Annotated in this window: 12 protein-coding genes; 1 reads left to right on the top strand and 11 read right to left on the bottom strand. The window is 34.8% G+C overall.

What is annotated here, in order from left to right:
* Positions 1-12 precede the first annotated feature (12 nt).
* From BMY39_RS09540 to BMY39_RS09585, 10 genes are all read right to left on the bottom strand, one after another.
* Positions 13-1,449: a rubredoxin gene (locus tag BMY39_RS09540; RefSeq protein WP_092578948.1), complete on the bottom strand. Its 1,437-nt coding sequence runs from the start codon at positions 1,447-1,449 to the stop codon at positions 13-15.
* Positions 1,449-4,970, bottom strand: coding sequence for a nitrate reductase (locus tag BMY39_RS09545; protein WP_092578950.1), 3,522 nt, complete (start codon positions 4,968-4,970; stop codon positions 1,449-1,451). Before BMY39_RS09545 ends, BMY39_RS09540 begins: the two co-directional genes overlap by 1 nt.
* A gap of 198 nt (positions 4,971-5,168) precedes the next feature.
* A complete protein-coding gene (locus BMY39_RS09550; RefSeq protein WP_092578952.1) occupies positions 5,169-5,834 on the bottom strand; it encodes a response regulator transcription factor in 666 nt (221 codons plus the stop codon).
* Between the two features lie 51 nt (positions 5,835-5,885).
* Positions 5,886-6,266, bottom strand: a complete 381-nt coding sequence (locus BMY39_RS09555) for a RidA family protein (RefSeq protein ID WP_092578954.1) — start codon at positions 6,264-6,266, stop codon at positions 5,886-5,888.
* A 32-nt stretch (positions 6,267-6,298) separates the two neighbouring features.
* A complete protein-coding gene (locus BMY39_RS09560) occupies positions 6,299-7,336 on the bottom strand; it encodes a zinc-binding metallopeptidase family protein (protein ID WP_092578956.1) in 1,038 nt (345 codons plus the stop codon).
* Positions 7,337-7,433: 97 nt separating this feature from the next.
* Positions 7,434-9,248, bottom strand: a complete 1,815-nt coding sequence (locus BMY39_RS09565; RefSeq protein WP_092578958.1) for a sensor histidine kinase — start codon at positions 9,246-9,248, stop codon at positions 7,434-7,436.
* Positions 9,249-9,260: 12 nt separating this feature from the next.
* Positions 9,261-9,845 (bottom strand): DUF4202 domain-containing protein, encoded by a 585-nt coding sequence (locus tag BMY39_RS09570; protein ID WP_092579222.1) that lies wholly within the window; start codon positions 9,843-9,845, stop codon positions 9,261-9,263.
* 231 nt (positions 9,846-10,076) lie between these two features.
* Positions 10,077-10,454: a nitrite reductase small subunit NirD gene (nirD, locus tag BMY39_RS09575; RefSeq protein WP_092578960.1), complete on the bottom strand. Its 378-nt coding sequence runs from the start codon at positions 10,452-10,454 to the stop codon at positions 10,077-10,079.
* A 26-nt stretch (positions 10,455-10,480) separates the two neighbouring features.
* The gene (nirB, locus tag BMY39_RS09580; protein ID WP_092578962.1) at positions 10,481-12,997 is read right to left on the bottom strand and encodes a nitrite reductase large subunit NirB; all 2,517 of its coding nucleotides are present in this window, start codon (positions 12,995-12,997) and stop codon (positions 10,481-10,483) included.
* A 157-nt stretch (positions 12,998-13,154) separates the two neighbouring features.
* Positions 13,155-15,449: an FdhF/YdeP family oxidoreductase gene (locus tag BMY39_RS09585; RefSeq protein WP_092578964.1), complete on the bottom strand. Its 2,295-nt coding sequence runs from the start codon at positions 15,447-15,449 to the stop codon at positions 13,155-13,157.
* 182 nt (positions 15,450-15,631) lie between these two features.
* Between BMY39_RS09585 and BMY39_RS09590 the strand changes: the two genes are divergently transcribed.
* Complete coding sequence (locus BMY39_RS09590; protein WP_218140999.1) at positions 15,632-16,591, top strand: hypothetical protein; 960 nt, start codon at positions 15,632-15,634, stop codon at positions 16,589-16,591.
* Positions 16,592-16,624: 33 nt separating this feature from the next.
* Here the strand turns inward: BMY39_RS09590 and BMY39_RS09595 are convergent, their stop codons facing one another.
* Positions 16,625-17,227 carry a nucleotidyltransferase family protein gene (locus BMY39_RS09595; RefSeq protein WP_092578966.1) on the bottom strand — a complete coding sequence of 201 codons (603 nt, stop codon included), beginning with the start codon at positions 17,225-17,227 and terminating at the stop codon, positions 16,625-16,627.
* Positions 17,228-17,229: the final 2 nt, after the last annotated feature.

The raw sequence follows: 17,229 nt of genomic DNA on the forward strand, positions 1-17,229 counted from the left end.
ACTTTTTAAATATTAATTCTGCTTTACCAAAACCTTCTTCTCAAAGCTACTTTTAGGAGCTTCGCAAAGTGAACATTGGTAAGTTTTAGGTAATTTTTCAAAAGTTGTGTTTGGGGCAACACCTTGTGTTACATCCCCATATACTTCGCTATACACAGTCATACATTCAGAACATTGGTAAACATCTTCCTCTATAGTTTCTTTTTTGACAGAAGCCTTGTCATCTTCTCCATTTTCAGATCCTAATTGTTCAAAATACAACTGACTCAGTTCCATCAATAACCCAGGAAGTTCTACTTTATCTATGTCTTGTACATGCATAATATATTCTCGTGTATTCGGGTCGAAATTCTTAGCATATAATAGATTGTACGTATCTCTTATTTTGAAATTCCTTACAGACTCTGGCTGTTTATTTTTTTCAATAACTATCGAAGTAAAATTATAGGTATCACTATCATGACTTGTGATACCAAATGTTAGTCCATACGTACTTATATCATTCTGATCGAAATTAGAAACCAAATATCTCTTAAGGTTTAGTGCTTCTTGATTGTTTACTGGTACATGCCAATTCATCTCTAGCATAGAATGACGCACATTAATACCAAACTTACCCAAAAGCTTCTCCCAGTGTAGTTTGGCACTTTGAGGAATTCCTTTAATTATAAAAGATTTCCAAGGTGTGATTGAAATTTTACCAATCTTATTTTCAGAACACATATCGCACATGGCCTTTAAAAAAGGTAAATCGTAACGGTTATTCCTCCAATACAATCCTAACCAATAACGGTCGGTACCTATTCTATTCATACCTTCATAGTAAGGAAATGGATAAAACGGTACTTCCAAAGGTTTATCAACCGTTCTATTATTAGCATCTACGGCATCATTTACAAGCTCAAAAACAGTATCAATTGTTTCTGGTTCTTCTATTAAAATATGCTCTATCGCCAGTTCAATTTTATCCATATCCCAACTGTAAATTAATGCGGGATACATTTCCGTTTTTGTCCATCCAGGAAGTCTTAAGTATAAGTACCAATAGTCATCATGTTCCGAAGCTATAAAATTTACATTACCAGTAAATAGAGGCACCAAACGCTGTTTGGGGTCAATAACATTTATCCTTAATTTAGGCTTATGTTTAAACTGTTCTAAAACATATAAATAACGGTCGCTTGTTAGCCATGACGTACTAGGTAAAATTTCTGCTGAAACATAAGATGAAGCAATGTTTTCTACACCATCTCGTTTCGGTTTTACAAATTGAATTTTATCAAACTGAACAAATTTACTTTCATCTATTTTCTCGGGAAAAATAATATCTTGTCGCGAGCCAAAAGAAATAGCATCTAAACCTAAACCTTCAGCAGCTTCACAGATGTATTTTAACTCTCCTGGAGATAATACACCCCCGTTAACCATTAATCTATAGCGCTCTTCCATTACACTAAATTTTTAGAACTCATAAGTATTTCACGAACTTCGCTTTTGCAACTACCACACCCTAAACCAGCTCCAGTTTTATTGCATAGCTCTGTAAAATCTGTACAGCCTTTTGCAATAGTATCTTCAATATTTCCTGAACCAACTTGACTGCAGGAACAAACTAATTTTCCAAGAACAGGTTCGTTATTAGATGAACCTCTTAATAAGGTATCGCGTTTATCGGCCATTTCAATTTTGCTCTCTATCATGGTTTTAAATTCAGCAAATTCATTTTTATCACCCATTAAAACTGCCCCAACCAACAAATCATCTTTTACAATACACTTTTTATAATAACGTTTCTTTATGTCGGTAAAAATAATTTCCTCAAAACTATCATCATTTTCAGGAACATTTATCTCTCCAATACTACACAAATTCAAATCATTGAACTTCAATATATTCATCAATACCGAACCATTATATACACCGCTTATATCTCCAGCAATAAAATTAGCTAGAATAGTTGCTTGTTCTTCGGCAGCTGAAGTTATACCAAACAATTGATTATTAAATTCAGCTATTTCGCCAATAGCAAATATATCTGGGTGAGATGATTGTAAGTACTGATTTACAATTACACCTCTTCTGCATTTAATGCCATTTTCTCTTGCAATTTCAATATTTGGAATGGTTCCTATGGCGTAAACAATAGCATTTGCAGTAATGAACTTTCCACTTTTTAATGTGATATTTAACTCTCCCGTATCTTCATCATCAAAGACGGTACTTACTTCATTATCAAAATAAATTTGAATGCCCCGTTCCTGCACATCCAAGGCTAAAAGTTTACTTGACACCTTGTCCAATTGACGTTCCATTAAACGAGATCCTCTTTGTACAATAGTGATTTTAGCGTTTTTGTGTTTCATGGCAGCTGCCAGCTCAAGTCCAAGCAATCCACCGCCAACAATAACCACATGTTGCTCCTCTGGCGGCAATCCTGTTGCTTCTAAATGCGCCTTAAATTGATCTGCATCAATTTTATTTCGCATGGTAAAACGTCCAGGTAAATTAATCTGAACATCTTTTGGTACGAATGCGCGACTTCCTGTTGCTAAAATGAGTTTATCAAACGCATGAGTTTCACCATTGCTATCTTTTACAATTTTCTTTTCCTTGTCAATTTGTGAAATTGTAGTCTCAGGATGCAGATGGATATTAAGTTTATTAAGTTCTAGTTTTTTAATTTTTAAAAGTTGTTCCCAAGTCAATTCTTCAGTGACATATTCTGGCAGCAGAACTCTATTATAGAATAAATTTGGCTCTTTTGAAAACACATGAATTTCATCTCTTTCATTTTGCTCTCGATAGTTTTGAACAAACCTAAAAGCCGCAGCTCCAGCGCCGGCAATTATTATTTTTTCTACTGGCTTTTTATATTTTAACACAGCAACACGGGTAAACTTAAAATCAGGTTCTTTGGATATTGGATCTACAAGAGTGTTGGTTAAATTATTTGCTCTATTCAGGTCATTACTCAATTGTTTGCCCCAATGCATGGGTAAAAAAACAACCCCTTTCTTAATGGTATCTGTAACCTTAGCCCGCACTCGTACTACCCCATTTTCTCCACGTATTTCGGTTACGTCACCATCTTTTATCTTATACAAATAAGCATCTACTGGATTAATTTCCAAAACAGGTTTTGGGTAATGTGTTTTTAACCTTGATACCTTACCAGTTTTGGTCATAGTATGCCATTGATCGCGTACACGTCCCGTTGTTAAAATTAAAGGATAATTGGCATTTGGTTGTACCGACGTATTATAGGTTTTGCTAGGAATATTAAAAATTGCTTTCTGCGAAGCCGTGTAAAATTTTTTATCGAGAAATAAGCGCGGGGTTCCTTCAGGTTTATGCTCTGGTACCGGCCACTGAAATGTACCTTCGTTTTTTAGTCTATCATAATTTAAAAAAGATACATCAATATTAGTGCCTTTTGTCATTGCCGCATATTCGTCATATATTTCGCTGGAATTATTAAAGTTAAAACCCCTAAAGCCCATTCGTTGTGCGAAATCACAAAAAATTTCAACGTCTGGTCGTGCCTCTCCTGGAGCGTCAATTTCTTTTGGTAAATATGAAATTCGTCTTTCAGAATTTGTCATTGTACCTTCCTTTTCCAACCATGCCGCAGCAGGCAGCACTAAATCTGCAAATTCAACGGTATCAGATTTAAACGAAATATCCTGAACAACTACAAATTTCGCGTTCTTCATTGCGCTTTCAATACGATTTAGATTAGGCAAACTAACTAATGGATTTGTACAGGCAATCCAAATAGCTTTCATTTGCCCATTTTCTAAAGCATCAAACATTTCAGTAGCTGTGAGTCCGGGCTTTGGGTTTATTTCATCTACACCCCAAAACTGGGCAACTTCCCGTCTGTGTTCTTCATTCGCTAAATCTTTATGCACTGCCAAAAGATTTGCCATTCCACCAACTTCCCTACCACCCATAGCATTGGGTTGCCCGGTAAGTGAAAATGGTCCTGAACCAGGTTTTCCAACTTGACCAGTAATTAATGACAAGTTTAAAAGCGATACATTTTTATCAGTACCCACGACGCTTTGATTAAGCCCCATAGCCCACATGCTAATGAACCCCTTGGATAAACCAATATAATTTGCAGCTTTTTTAATATCACCTTCTGTTACACCGCATATTTTAGACGCCTCTTTTAATGATGTTGATAATATGACATCCTTATAATCTTCGAAGCCTTCTGTAAAGTTCTTTATGAAAACCTCATCAATAAGACCACTTTTATACAAGCATCTTCCAATAGCATTATAAAGCAGAACATCGGTACCTGGAACTAATTTAAGATGTAAATCAGCAAAATTTGCAGTATCAGTTTTTCGGGGATCAACTACAATGATTTTTACATTTGGGTTTTCCTCTTTATGTTTTTCTAATCTTCTAAATAATATTGGATGGCACCAAGCAGGATTGGCTCCCGTTATCAAAAATGTATCCGCTAATTCAATATCTGCGTAAGAAATAGGCACGCTATCCTCCCCAAATGTTTTTTTGTATCCCACCACAGCAGAACTCATACATAAGCGAGAGTTAGTATCAATATTATTAGTGCCTAAAAATCCTTTAGTAAGCTTATTGGCGATGTAATATTCTTCGGTTAAACTTTGCCCAGACACATAAAACCCAACACTGTCTGGACCATATTTTTTTATAATAGATTTAAAAACACTCGCAGCTCTGTCCAATGCATCATCCCAACTTACACGCTCTCTTGGATGCGAACGACTCCAACGCATTTCAGGATACATAATTCTATCTGAAGTATCGTTAGCTACGTAATGCAAATTCATACCTTTAGAACAGAGCATGCCTTTATTTACGGGATGATCTTTATCTCCTTCCACAAATACTTTATTGTTATTATCTTTTTTAACAACAATACCGCAACCAACACCGCAGTAGGAACAGGTAGTTTTTACTTTGCTTTGTATCATTTAGAGCCTTCTTTTAGTGATAAAAGTGTAATTTTTATTTAGGCACACTTCTCAATACATCAAAACTACGTATTTATACTTAATTTATGTGTTAAAAATTAAGTAATATAAAATTTATGTGAAGTTGTTAATTTAAGAATGTTGATTTTGAAAATTTATTAAAATTAGAAACAGAAATCCCTAATAAATAGTAAAGTATCAAACCAACCCAAAATCCTTGGCTTTATTGCTTAATTCCATAAGATTCTTTACTTCCATTTTTTTCATAAGATTGAAACGGTGTACTTCAGCAGTACGCTTACTAATTTGAAGTTCCTCGGCAATATCCTTGTTGTTTTTAAGTTGCAATACAAGCTCTAATATCTGTTTTTCTCGTTTAGTTAGTTTAAATGGGTCTACTTTGACTTCAATTTTGGAAGACGACATCGAAGAAGATTCACCATTTACAAAATTATTCATGATAATGGCAGACACATCACCTGTAAAATATTTTCCGCCAGATGCTACTTTGGTTAATGCTTTTAAAAACTCCTCTTTACTTGCCCCCTTAAGTAAATACCCATCCGCTCCGGATCTAATAGCCTGAACCACATACTCCTCTGAATCGTGCATTGATAACACTAATGTTTTTACCTCTGGAAATGACTTTTTTACCTCGCCAACAACTTCAATACCATTCATTTCAGGCATTCGAATGTCAACAATCAATATGTGAGGTTGATTTCTTTGTAGCACCTCTAAAGCCTCAATACCATTTGAGGCTTCATCAATTACGTCAATACCTACTTGGTCTTCTAAAAGTGCGCGAATTCCATCCCTTACCAAAATATGATCATCAGCAAGAACAACATTAATTTTATCCATAAAAAAGCATTAGTCTTACAAATTTAAGAAATTAAGTAACATTACGTAATTTTAAGCTTTTAAAGCTGTAACTTGTATTTCAATTTTCATTTTTTCATTGGCAAGATCAGCAGAAAACATAGTTGCAGCTGGTTTTATGTGCCCGAAGTACTTTTTAAGTATAGGCCAACATTTCTCGAACTCATCAACCTTTGGCAGAATATAGGTGACTCTTACAATATCCGACATATGGGCACCAGCCTCTTCTAAAGTATTCTTTATGTTTTTTAAACATTGCTCTGTCTGTTCAACAATGTCATCACTAATTGTCATAGTTTTATAATCATACCCCGTGGTTCCTGACATAAAAACCCAATCACCTTGAACAATTGCTCTGGAATAACCGATTTTTTCTTCGAATGTGGAACCGGAACTAATTAGTTTTCTTTTCATTATGCACTAAAGTTTAAATTTGTTAATTCATTTCAGTTAGCTAAATGATAGCTTCTATTCTGCAATACATCATGAATAAACTTCAATTTTTCATAAACGGATGAAGGAATTACAAATGGGTAAATATCAGGTAAACCCATAGACCTGTTTATACTATTTCCTGCAGACGTTAACACAATACTCGCATCGAAAATAACCTTAAAATCAGTTTCTAAATAAGGGTTTATAAATCCTCTTGCATTAACATCGCTAGAAATGGGATTACATTTAAAAGAAATACCCAAAGCATGAGCTGTTTCCAGTGTATCCATGATATGCAGATAATGCGCCCAAGTTTCAGCCCAATCTTCCCATGAATGGGCGCTAGCATACTTACTAATAAAGTTTAAATTCCAGTTTTGCGGCGCTCCATTTTTATAATAATTGTCTAAAGCTACTCCGTAGTCCTGACGCTCATCACCAAATAGATTTCTAAAATCAATTATATTGGATTCATCAAATAATTGCAACCAATAATAATGTCCTATCTCATGTCTAAAATGGCCTAGTAAAGTTCTATAACATTCACCCATCTGTGCTTTGAGCTGTTCTCTATGGACAGAATCTGCCTCGGAAAGGAGAATTGTAATTACCCCATCTGAATGACCTGTAAGTTTATTTTCCTTATTATTTGCAGAAAGAAAATCAAAAGCAATACCAGTATCACTTGTGAGTTTAGACGCTATAGGTAACTTCAATTTAATTAATTGATATATCAATCTGTGTTTTGCAATTTCTAGTTTTTGCCATTTTTTATAGTTATCAACATCTGCAACGTTTGGCACTTTTCTGTTGAGCATACAAGCTTTACAAAACAGATCTTGAGAAGATTGAGGAATTAACCAGTTACATACCGAATGTTCAAAATTTTTACAAAACTTTAGTTGGTTATTAGATTGTGAGTTAAAACTTTGAGGAATTACAAAACTATCTGAATACCAATTATATCCCAAAGCGTAGTTACAATTTATGCACTTTGAATTTTCAAAATACACTGTGACATTACAATTAGGACAATTAAAAATCTTCATGTTAAAACATTTGATATATTATAATATATAGTATTGGTTAGTAACTACCAATAGTATAATTGATAAAAGAATTAGCTCCTTCTAACACATTACACATTTACAATAAGGGTATATTTAAAGTAACTCTAGTACCTTTGCCTTCTTCAGAGGTTACAAACAAGCGTCCGTCAATATATTTAATACGTTCTTTCATAAACGTCATTCCCATACCACCATCTCCCGTTTTTACACGTTTTATTTTATCAGGATTAAACCCTTTACCATTATCATCTACAACAATACTAAGCATTTTAGCACTGTGCGACAGCGATACAATTATATGTGAAGATTCTGCATATTTAATGGCATTATTAACCGCTTCTTGTACAATACGGTATACATTTATTTCAGCTAGCGATTCCATTCGCTGATTGAAATCGGTTTTATTAAAAAACACAATTTCCTTACCAGTTAATCGTGCCAACTCTTGTGTTAACTTTGTTAGGGCTGGAACAATACCATGATCTGTTAATTCTGGAGGTGTTAAATTAAATGTTGCCGTACGAACGCCCTTAATAATATTTGAAGTCAGCTCTTTTAAATGCTCGATTTTAGTTGTTGCTTTTTCAACATCTTTAGTATCGATACTTTCTAGATTATATTTTAAACCCGTTAGCATTTGCCCTATACCGTCATGTACATCTTTAGCAATTCGGTTTTGCTCTTTCTCTTGGTTTTCAATTATCTTACTAGAGATAATTTTTTGTTGACTCATCTTTTCCTCAAAACTCTTTTTTGTCAATCGGTCAATTTCTAGTTGAGCAGCTTTTCGTTCTGTTATTTCAGAGGCTATTATCAACAATTCCGATTTTTCTTCAAGCGAACTAAATGGGATTACTGCCATTTCCAACCATACATCTTTTCCATTTTTACAAGTTGCCTTTACCTCACCTTGCCATCCTGTTTTTTTATTGTTGGTAATAATATTTTCAATTGTTTCTCGCTCGGTTTCAACTGAGGATAACACATTCCAAAATAAGGCATTATTAGTAACTTTAGAGAATTTAAATAATCTGGAAAATTTATTACCCATATGAATTAACGTACCATTAGGGGCTATTCTCGCAAAAAACAAGGTGTCATCCATAGCACGCGTTAGCCCACTTAACTCTTGGATAGATTTTTCTTTTTCCTTACTTAATTCATCGGCATCAAAAGCCATCTTTTTAGCTTTACTTTCGGCAGACAACAATTCTTTAAGTGTTATACGTACCGATTTTGCAGCGGGCCAAAATATATATATAAACTCACCTAATAAAATAAGTAATGTTAATGCCATTAACCATAGCTCCAGCTTACCTAACCATGCCACTTTTTCTTCCGCCTCCTTATCGTATTGGTTAACTATGGCATCCATTTGTACCAAAAACTCACCTTCATGATTTCTAATTTTTTCAATATCTAAAATATAACTATCTACAGGTATTGACGGTACATTTTCAATTTTAGTAATTATAGATTTTGAAGCATCTTTTATAGAATCAAAAATAGGATTGAGCACTTTAAATTTAGCATTAACTTCTTTTGAATTTTGCTTTGGCAAACCTAAGCTATCATTACCATTTTGAAGTGCATCGTGTGAAAGCCCCCAAAGTTTTAAAGTTTGTTTTAAATCTTCTTTAATAATGAATCTATCTTCATGTCTCTTTAAAGTTAAAAGAGAAACCGCATCTTTGGCTAATTTTTGGCTCAGCATTCGTTGTCTACCCGCAATATTTATAACAGTTGAGTCACTTTCTTGAGCACTTAAATGCTTACGAATTAAAATCTGACTTAAAATCACAGAAAGTGCAATGGTACTAAAACCGATAATATACAAACGGCGTAATTTATCAAAAGTCCTTTGGTCTAATGAATTGCCATTGTTTGCCATACAAGAGAAGCTTTAAGAGATTGCTTGTTTCACCAAAGTCAAAGATTTTTCTGAGAAATTAAGTTTTAAGGCTTCTTGTCGACCTTCATCACTCATTTTTACCCAAGTCTTTTGCAGAATATCAATTACTTTTTCATCTGGATGTTTTTCAGCAAACTCTTCGAAATAATAATCTAGGAACACCAAACAAATAGTATCCTCTAGAGCCTGTGACTCCTCATTTTTTTTTATGAGTTTTTTCAGGATAATTTTTCTAATTCTAGAGTCAAATTCATCGTCATACCCAACTTTTTTCAAAATATCAGAAGTTAAATCAGCATGCATTTTTTTTAAGGTCTCTCGCCATTTTAAGTAGCCAACCCGATCCATAGGATATTCATCTCTGGGAATCTTCCATCGACATATATGCTGCGCCCTCGCCGCAATTTGTAAAGCTTTAGACGCATTGGGTTTAAACTGGAGTAATTTTCGCGTCATACGTTGGGAATACAACAATTCTTTAGGATATTTTATCCCTGCAATATCATAAGTATTAATATCCTCAGAATTCGCCTTATCTATAAGTGCAATAGCAGTTTCAAAACGTGTGGGTTTCATATATCTTTTTGAATTATATTCTGTGATAGCCAAGATACATAATTCATTTTTTTAATTAAATATTACAGTATGTATTTTTAATTTGCAATCTAGGTTCCCATCGTATTAAATAAATTCACCAAAGCACTTGCAGTAAAAGCATGGAATGATTACAATTTTGCCTTAGTAATTTAATAACCTTGTAAAGCATACTTATAATTACTGCTTGCTTTGGCGTATTTATTTAATGATTTATTCAGAAAAGCCAACATAAACATAATCTTCTTTAATCATAACTGGGTAAGTTGCAATGGCTTTTAAATCTCCATTTAAGTTTTCACCATTTTCTAATGAAAAGGTTTTTTTATGTAAAGGACAAGCCACTTTGGGGATGCCCTTATCGTCACCAATCATTCCCCTACTTAACACCATTTCCATTTTATGCGGACATAAATTTTGACATGCATACCACTTGCCCAATCTTTCAAAATTAAATACAGCAACTTGTTTATCCTTATACTTTATACAGGCACCACCATCTTTAGGAAAGTCATTTACATTTGCTGCTTTAAACCAAACTTTTACATCCTCTAATTTGGTAGCTTCGTATTTTTCTAGAATTTCTTCCATTATCATTTAAGTTTTAAAACTTTTGATTAAACCCAAGGTTCTGGCATTTTCTGATCTCTCATTGGGACAAAAACAATGTTATCGTCATCCTCTTCGCTATTCACAAAATGATTGAAACGTTTCATCATTTCAGGATCGTTTACAGCTTGTGTCCACTCACATTCAAACTTATTCACCAAAGTTTGCATTTCTTTTTCTAAGTCCTCAGCTATTCCCAATTTGTCATCAATAATTACTTCTTTCAAATACTCTAATCCTCCTTCCAACTTTTCTTGCCACGCGGCAGTTCGTTGTAGAGGTTTAGCAGTTCGCATATAAAACATTAGGTATCTGTCTAAATATTTAATTACCGTTTCGTTATCTATTTGTTCGGCAAATAATTCGGCATGTCTTGGGTTTGCACCACCATTGCCTCCAACATATAAATTCCAGCCTCCTTCAACAGCAATTAAACCAAAATCTTTTCCGCGTGCTTCGGCGCATTCTCGGATACAACCAGAAACGCCACCTTTAATTTTGTGAGGGGCGCGTATGCCTCGGTATCGATTTTCTAATTCAATTCCAAAACTCACACTTTCATCCATACCATAACGACACCAAGTAGAACCCACACAGGTTTTTACAGTTCTTAAAGATTTACCATAAGCGTGACCACTTTCAAAACCGTGACTGATTAATTCTTTCCAAATCAAAGGTAGCTGATTTAAAGTAGCTCCAAATAAATCGATACGGACACCTCCAGTGATTTTAGTATAGAGGTCATATTTCTTAGCTATTTCACCAAGAGCAATGAGTTTATCTGGAGTAATCTCTCCTCCTGGAACCCTTGGCACAACCGAATATGTTCCGTTTCGCTGAATATTAGCTAAAAACCTGTCATTTGAATCTTGTATGGCGTATTCCTTATTGGCGGTATCAGCATGAATTGTTGCCATTAAGGAAGCAACTAGCGGCTTACACAATTCGCAACCATGACCACCATTACCATAATTATCTAGCACTTCATTAAACTTTTGGTATCCTTTTACTTGGATTATTTTATATAAATCTTGTCTGTTATAGTCAAAATGCTCACAAATAGAATCCTTAACCTCAATACCTAAAGATTTAAGCGTGGCATTAGTTAAATCTGCAACCATAGGTTTACAACCACCACAACCTGTTCCAGCTTTTGTACAACTTACCACATCCCCTAAATCTTTGGCATCTCCATTTTCAATTACACCACAAATCTGACCTTTGGTAACACTTTCGCAAGAACATATCTGTGCCTCATTTGGCAAATCCATTACGTCACCAAGTAATGCACCCCCTTCATTTGTAGGTAAAATTAACTTTGCAGGATCTTCTGGTATAGCCATACCATTTAGGTATACTTGATGCAACATACTATAATCTGCTGCATCACCCACTAGAATTCCGCCTAGTAGCTTTTTACCATCATGACTAACGTTAATTCGCTTATATAAATGCTGTGTTTTATTTTCAAAAATGATGGAATGCCCTTTTGTTGCAGGCATAAACGGCTCACCAAAACTCGCCACATCAACACCAATTAATTTTAATTTGGTAGACATATCAATATCTGCCGGCATCACTTTATCTGCATTCCCTAATATCTGCTGAACCGCAATATCTGCCATATCGTAACCTGGGGCTACTAGACCATAAATCATTTGATTGTATAGGGCGATTTCACCAATAGCATAAATCGCATCATCTGAAGTTTTCATCCTATTATCAACAATTACACCACCACGAACACCAACTTCCAACCCACATGCTCTAGCCAACTCATCTCTTGGTCTTATTCCTGCAGAAACGATAAGCATATCAACATCTAACATATCGTCTTCTCCAAATTCCATACCCGTAATACGACCGTTTCCTAAAATCTGATTTGTTGCCTTACTTAAATGAATATTTAATCCGATAGACTCTAATTTCAATTGTAATACTTGAGAACTTCTAGAATCCAATTGCCTCGGCATTAATTTTGGTGCAAATTCAACAATATGAGGTTCCAATCCCATATCCATTACAGCTTTACCAGCTTCTAGACCTAGCAATCCCCCACCTAAAACTGCCGCCTTAGCATTGGGCTTTTCAGCCTTTAGTTTAGCAGCATAAGCAAGCATTCCTTCTAAATCTTCAATAGTTCTGTATACGAACACCCCTTCCTTTTCAACACCCTTAATTGGTGGCACAAAAGGTGAAGATCCAGTGGCGAGCACCAAATAGTCATATGAAAACTCACGGTCTTTTGCTGTAGTTATGGTTTTCGAACTTCTATTGATATCCGCAACACGTTCTCCTGTAATTAAATCGATATTATTATCAGTATACCATTCAACAGGTGCCATCTCTAGAGCTTTGGCATTTTGACTTTCAAAGAACTCACTAAGATGAACCCTATCATATGCTGGTCTTGGTTCTTCCCCAAAAACAGTAATTTTAAAGTCTTTAAACGCTTCTTGGGCCACAAATTTTTCACAAAACTTATAACCCACCATGCCGTTTCCAACTACAATTATATGCTGCATAATTACGTATTTAGAAACAAAACTAAGTATTTATACTTATTTTTTAAGATAATTTACTAAGAAATTTACGTAGATGTATGATTATTACATAATTCTCAAATTGGTATAGAGATTATTATTTAATAAGAAAATTAAGGCTTGTGTTTTTGATGAAATATTAACATTTCTCAACCGTTATCCTAACACTCTTTGAGGCAGGTGTTTTGGCTGTATGAGCAAAACTATCCAAAGGCACCAAGACATTAGTTTCTGGAAAATACGTAGCGCAACAATTTTTAGGAATATCGTAACCAACTACTTTAAAGTTATTGGCTTTACGAATCACACCGTTATGTTCTGATTTTAGATGTACAACTTCATGTTCCTCTAAACTACGTAGTTTCATATCTTCACGATTCATAAAAATAATGCGTCTTTCATTAAAAACACCACGATAACGATCATCTAGACCATAAATAGTTGTATTAAATTGATCGTGACTTCGAATTGTCATCATTACCAATTCGCCTTCTTTTAATTTCCAATCTGGCAATTTATTAATGCTGAAGTTTGCTTTTCCTGTTTTAGTTTTAAAATCTCGTACTCGTGCACCATTAGGTAAGTAAAAACCTGAAGGCTGCTTTATTTTAGTGTTGAAGTTTTCGAACCCTGCAACAACTTCAGCAATATCGTCTCTTACCAAATTATAATCGTCTCTGTAAGCTAACCAATTAATTTTAGAGCGCCCTTTTAACGTAGCTTCGGCTATACCACAAACAACAGCAACTTCGCTCATTAAAGTATCAGAACATGGTTCTAAAACACCTTTTGTAGATGACACCACACCCATAGAGTTTTCAACACTTTGAGTTTGAACGCCTGTTTTTTGATAATCTTTTTCAGCCCTCCCTAAACAGGGTAAAATTAAAGCTTCTTTACCCGTTACTACATGCGAACGATTCAATTTTGTACTTACATGAACGGTTAAATTACAATTCGCCATAGCCTGTGCTGAATATGCCGTATCTGGTACTGCAGAAATGAAATTGCCTCCTAAACCGAAAAACACCTTAGCTTTCTTCTCATACATTGCTTTAATCGCATCAATAACACTATATCCATGCTTTGGTGAAGGTTTAAACCCGTATTTAGCTTCAATTTTATCTAAAAAAGCCTGTGGTGCAGACTCCCATATGCCAACCGTTCTATCCCCTTGCACGTTAGAATGTCCGCGCACGGGACAGGTACCTGCGCCTTCCTTCCCAATACTTCCTTTTAACAATAAGAGATTCACTAATTCGCGAATATTATCAACTGCGTTCTCATGCTGTGTTAAGCCCATAGCCCAACAAATAATAATCTTGTTTTTATTTAAAACTAAGTCAAAAACTTCATCAAATGTTTCTCTTGAAACACCTGATGCAGCTAAACAATCATTAAAATTAAAAGTTTTTAAATCTGAAATAAAATCTTCTAAACCATTTGTGTACTCTTCGATGAATGCTCTATCAAATACATTTTCAGTGTCTTCCTCTTTTTCTAAAAGCTTTAATAGTAGTGCTTTAAAAAATGCCACATCACCATTAATCGTTATAGGTACAAAAACATCTGATAGTTTTGTCCCACCTGTTAACATTTTAATGGGGTTTTGTGGGTCGGTAAATTTTATTAGTCCAGCTTCTGGTAAAGGGTTTATCGTTATAATTTTACCTCCATTTTTCTTTGTTTTTTCTAGAGCAGACAACATCCTCGGATGATTAGTTCCAGGATTCTGACCAACAACTATAACCAATTCTGCCTTATATAAATCATCCAAAGTTACAGATCCTTTGCCTATACCTAATGTTTCAGACAGTGCACTTCCGCTAGCTTCATGACACATGTTAGAACAATCGGGTAAATTTGATGTACCGTATTCCCTAACAAACAATTGGTATAAAAATGCAGCCTCGTTGGTAGTTCTACCAGACGTGTAGAACACCGCTTCATCAGGGTTATTTAACGCGTTTAAATGCTCAGCTACTTTAGCAAAAGCATCATCCCAAGAAATCGGCTGGTAATGTGTGGCGCCTTCAGGCAAAAACATTGGTTCTGACAACCTGCCTGATTTACCAATTTCAAAATCAGATAATTCAGCTAACGAGTCAACGGAGTTGTTTGCAAAAAATTCTCGATTGATGAGTTTGTTTTGCATTTCCTCAGCCATGGCTTTCAAGCCATTTTCACAATATTCACCTAAAGAAGAACGGTCATCATCCGGATCTGGCCATGCGCAACCAGGGCAATCAAAACCACCTTTTTGATTAAGGTTTTTAGATATTTTAAGAATATTACTTGGTTTAATATATTTTATGGCGTGAGTTGTTGCCGCCTTTAAACCTCCTAATCCCGCACTATTAATTGGTGGGGTTTTGGTTTTTAAATTCTCGAACTTCTCAGGTGTTAATGCTTTATCAATTGACGACTTACTCATAATTCTAAATATAGCAATTAATGTTTGAAGGTCACAAAAATACTTGAGAAGGATGTGGAAGGTTTATTCAATTTTGACTAATCTGTAAACTAAATGGTTAAAAATGTATTACAAATTACCCATGGACAAATCAAAATATAGGTTTTACTATATATTTGATTAACCAGACAAATTCTTATGAAATGAGTGACTGGAGATTATTGCACAAAAAACGCAGAATGATGAAACACAAAATTTTAATATTAAAAACATATTGGCTTAAAAAAGATAGACTGAGTAATCACATTTTTAAGCTGGTATTTACATTTATATTGATTTTACCTCATATTACCGCAGCACAAGCACTAGGCTACAACGCTAATAGAATTGCATGTAGTGCAGATGGCAATGCCCAACCTGACCTAGAGTATACTGGAAAGTATAACTACGCCGATCCTGATGACTGGGGTGCAACACCTGCTTCTCTTGCCATATTGGCAAAACTGAAACTTCAAGACCAGTTGGTTCATTTTTCATATAATAATTTTATGCCGTCGCCTGCGCATACAACTGTGCGAAATTACATGAACGAGGGCGTTGACGGTTCTATTGAAAAATGGAACTTTAATGAAGATGTATTCTTCGATGTCGGAACCCATAAAAAAGAGGCTATCAAAGATTTAAAAGAAGAAATAGAAAAATCTACTAAAGAGGACCCCTTATATTTCATAAATATGGGCCCTTCAGAATTTTTATACCGCGCTGTAAAATTGGTTGTAGATGAAGGAAAAATAGAAGCCTTGTCTCATGTTTATATTATTTCTCACAGCAACTATAATGACAACCATTTAAGAAGACCAGATCATCACACCATTGACGATGTTTTGAAGCTAAGTGATAATAAAATAAAATTCAAAAGGATTAAGGATCAGAATAATAAAAACAACTCTAATGAAGGCTGGAGTTCATTACACGATTGGAGCGTTTGGGATTGGTTAAAAAATCATGAAAATCCTGATATTGCTTGGATTTGGACCTGCATGAAAAAACATAAGGAATTTAGAGCCGACATCTCTGATGCTGGCATGGTGTATTATTTGTTGACTGGTGACGAAGACGGAAATCCTTCAAAATTTCAGGAATTTTTGGGTGATAACATTTAACCAATCCACTCGGAATAGTTAAAAATGCAATACTCATGTTTTTTTTAAACGGTTGTAATCTGACATTGTATCTATATCATAATTTTCAAAATTTGGTATAATTGTCTCTAATTGCCCACTATACTTTTTTAGTACTGATTTTGCGCCGTCATCACCTGTGATTTCAGATAATTCCTTAAAATATGACTTATCAAATAGAACAGGCACCCCTTTTTGTTTTGGGTTGTAGGCTGTAGCTATAATACCGTTTTCATGTTTAACAAACTGAAGTATCATTTTATCTAAATGTTCCGTGGTAACAAAAGGTTGATCTGCAAGCAGAACCAAAAGACCATCACTTTTATCTTCTGAATTCATTATAAAATTAGAAACACAAGCAATAGATTTACCTAAACCCTGCTGCCATTCATTATTAATAAGAGTTGAAACAGATGAATCCTTAATTCCTGAAGCTATAACCTCAGCGTTGGCACCTAAAACTACAATAACTTTGTTTACTGTAGTTTGTTTTGCTGTGTGAATTGCATGCTGAAGTAACGTTTTGTCCTCCCATTTTAAAAGCTGCTTAGAACTTCCTATTCTAGTCGATGCACCTGCGGCTAAAATGGCTATGGTGATATTTGAATATTTAGACAAAG

Origin of the sequence: Hyunsoonleella jejuensis, assembly GCF_900111025.1 — a bacterium.
GTDB classification, from domain to species: Bacteria; Bacteroidota; Bacteroidia; order Flavobacteriales; family Flavobacteriaceae; genus Jejuia; species Jejuia jejuensis.

Excerpts from the sequence above, each read along its gene's own strand:
- BMY39_RS09560 (WP_092578956.1), bottom strand. The coding sequence starts at position 7,336 with ATGAAGATTTTTAATTGTCCTAATTGTAATGTCACAGTGTATTTTGAA.
- BMY39_RS09590 (WP_218140999.1), top strand. The coding sequence starts at position 15,632 with ATGAGTGACTGGAGATTATTGCACAAAAAACGCAGAATGATGAAACAC.
- BMY39_RS09585 (WP_092578964.1), bottom strand. The coding sequence starts at position 15,449 with ATGAGTAAGTCGTCAATTGATAAAGCATTAACACCTGAGAAGTTCGAG.
- BMY39_RS09570 (WP_092579222.1), bottom strand. The coding sequence starts at position 9,845 with ATGAAACCCACACGTTTTGAAACTGCTATTGCACTTATAGATAAGGCG.
- nirD (WP_092578960.1), bottom strand. The coding sequence starts at position 10,454 with ATGGAAGAAATTCTAGAAAAATACGAAGCTACCAAATTAGAGGATGTA.
- BMY39_RS09540 (WP_092578948.1), bottom strand. The coding sequence starts at position 1,449 with ATGGAAGAGCGCTATAGATTAATGGTTAACGGGGGTGTATTATCTCCA.
- BMY39_RS09545 (WP_092578950.1), bottom strand. The coding sequence starts at position 4,970 with ATGATACAAAGCAAAGTAAAAACTACCTGTTCCTACTGCGGTGTTGGT.
- BMY39_RS09555 (WP_092578954.1), bottom strand. The coding sequence starts at position 6,266 with ATGAAAAGAAAACTAATTAGTTCCGGTTCCACATTCGAAGAAAAAATC.
- BMY39_RS09550 (WP_092578952.1), bottom strand. The coding sequence starts at position 5,834 with ATGGATAAAATTAATGTTGTTCTTGCTGATGATCATATTTTGGTAAGG.
- BMY39_RS09565 (WP_092578958.1), bottom strand. The coding sequence starts at position 9,248 with ATGGCAAACAATGGCAATTCATTAGACCAAAGGACTTTTGATAAATTA.
- nirB (WP_092578962.1), bottom strand. The coding sequence starts at position 12,997 with ATGCAGCATATAATTGTAGTTGGAAACGGCATGGTGGGTTATAAGTTT.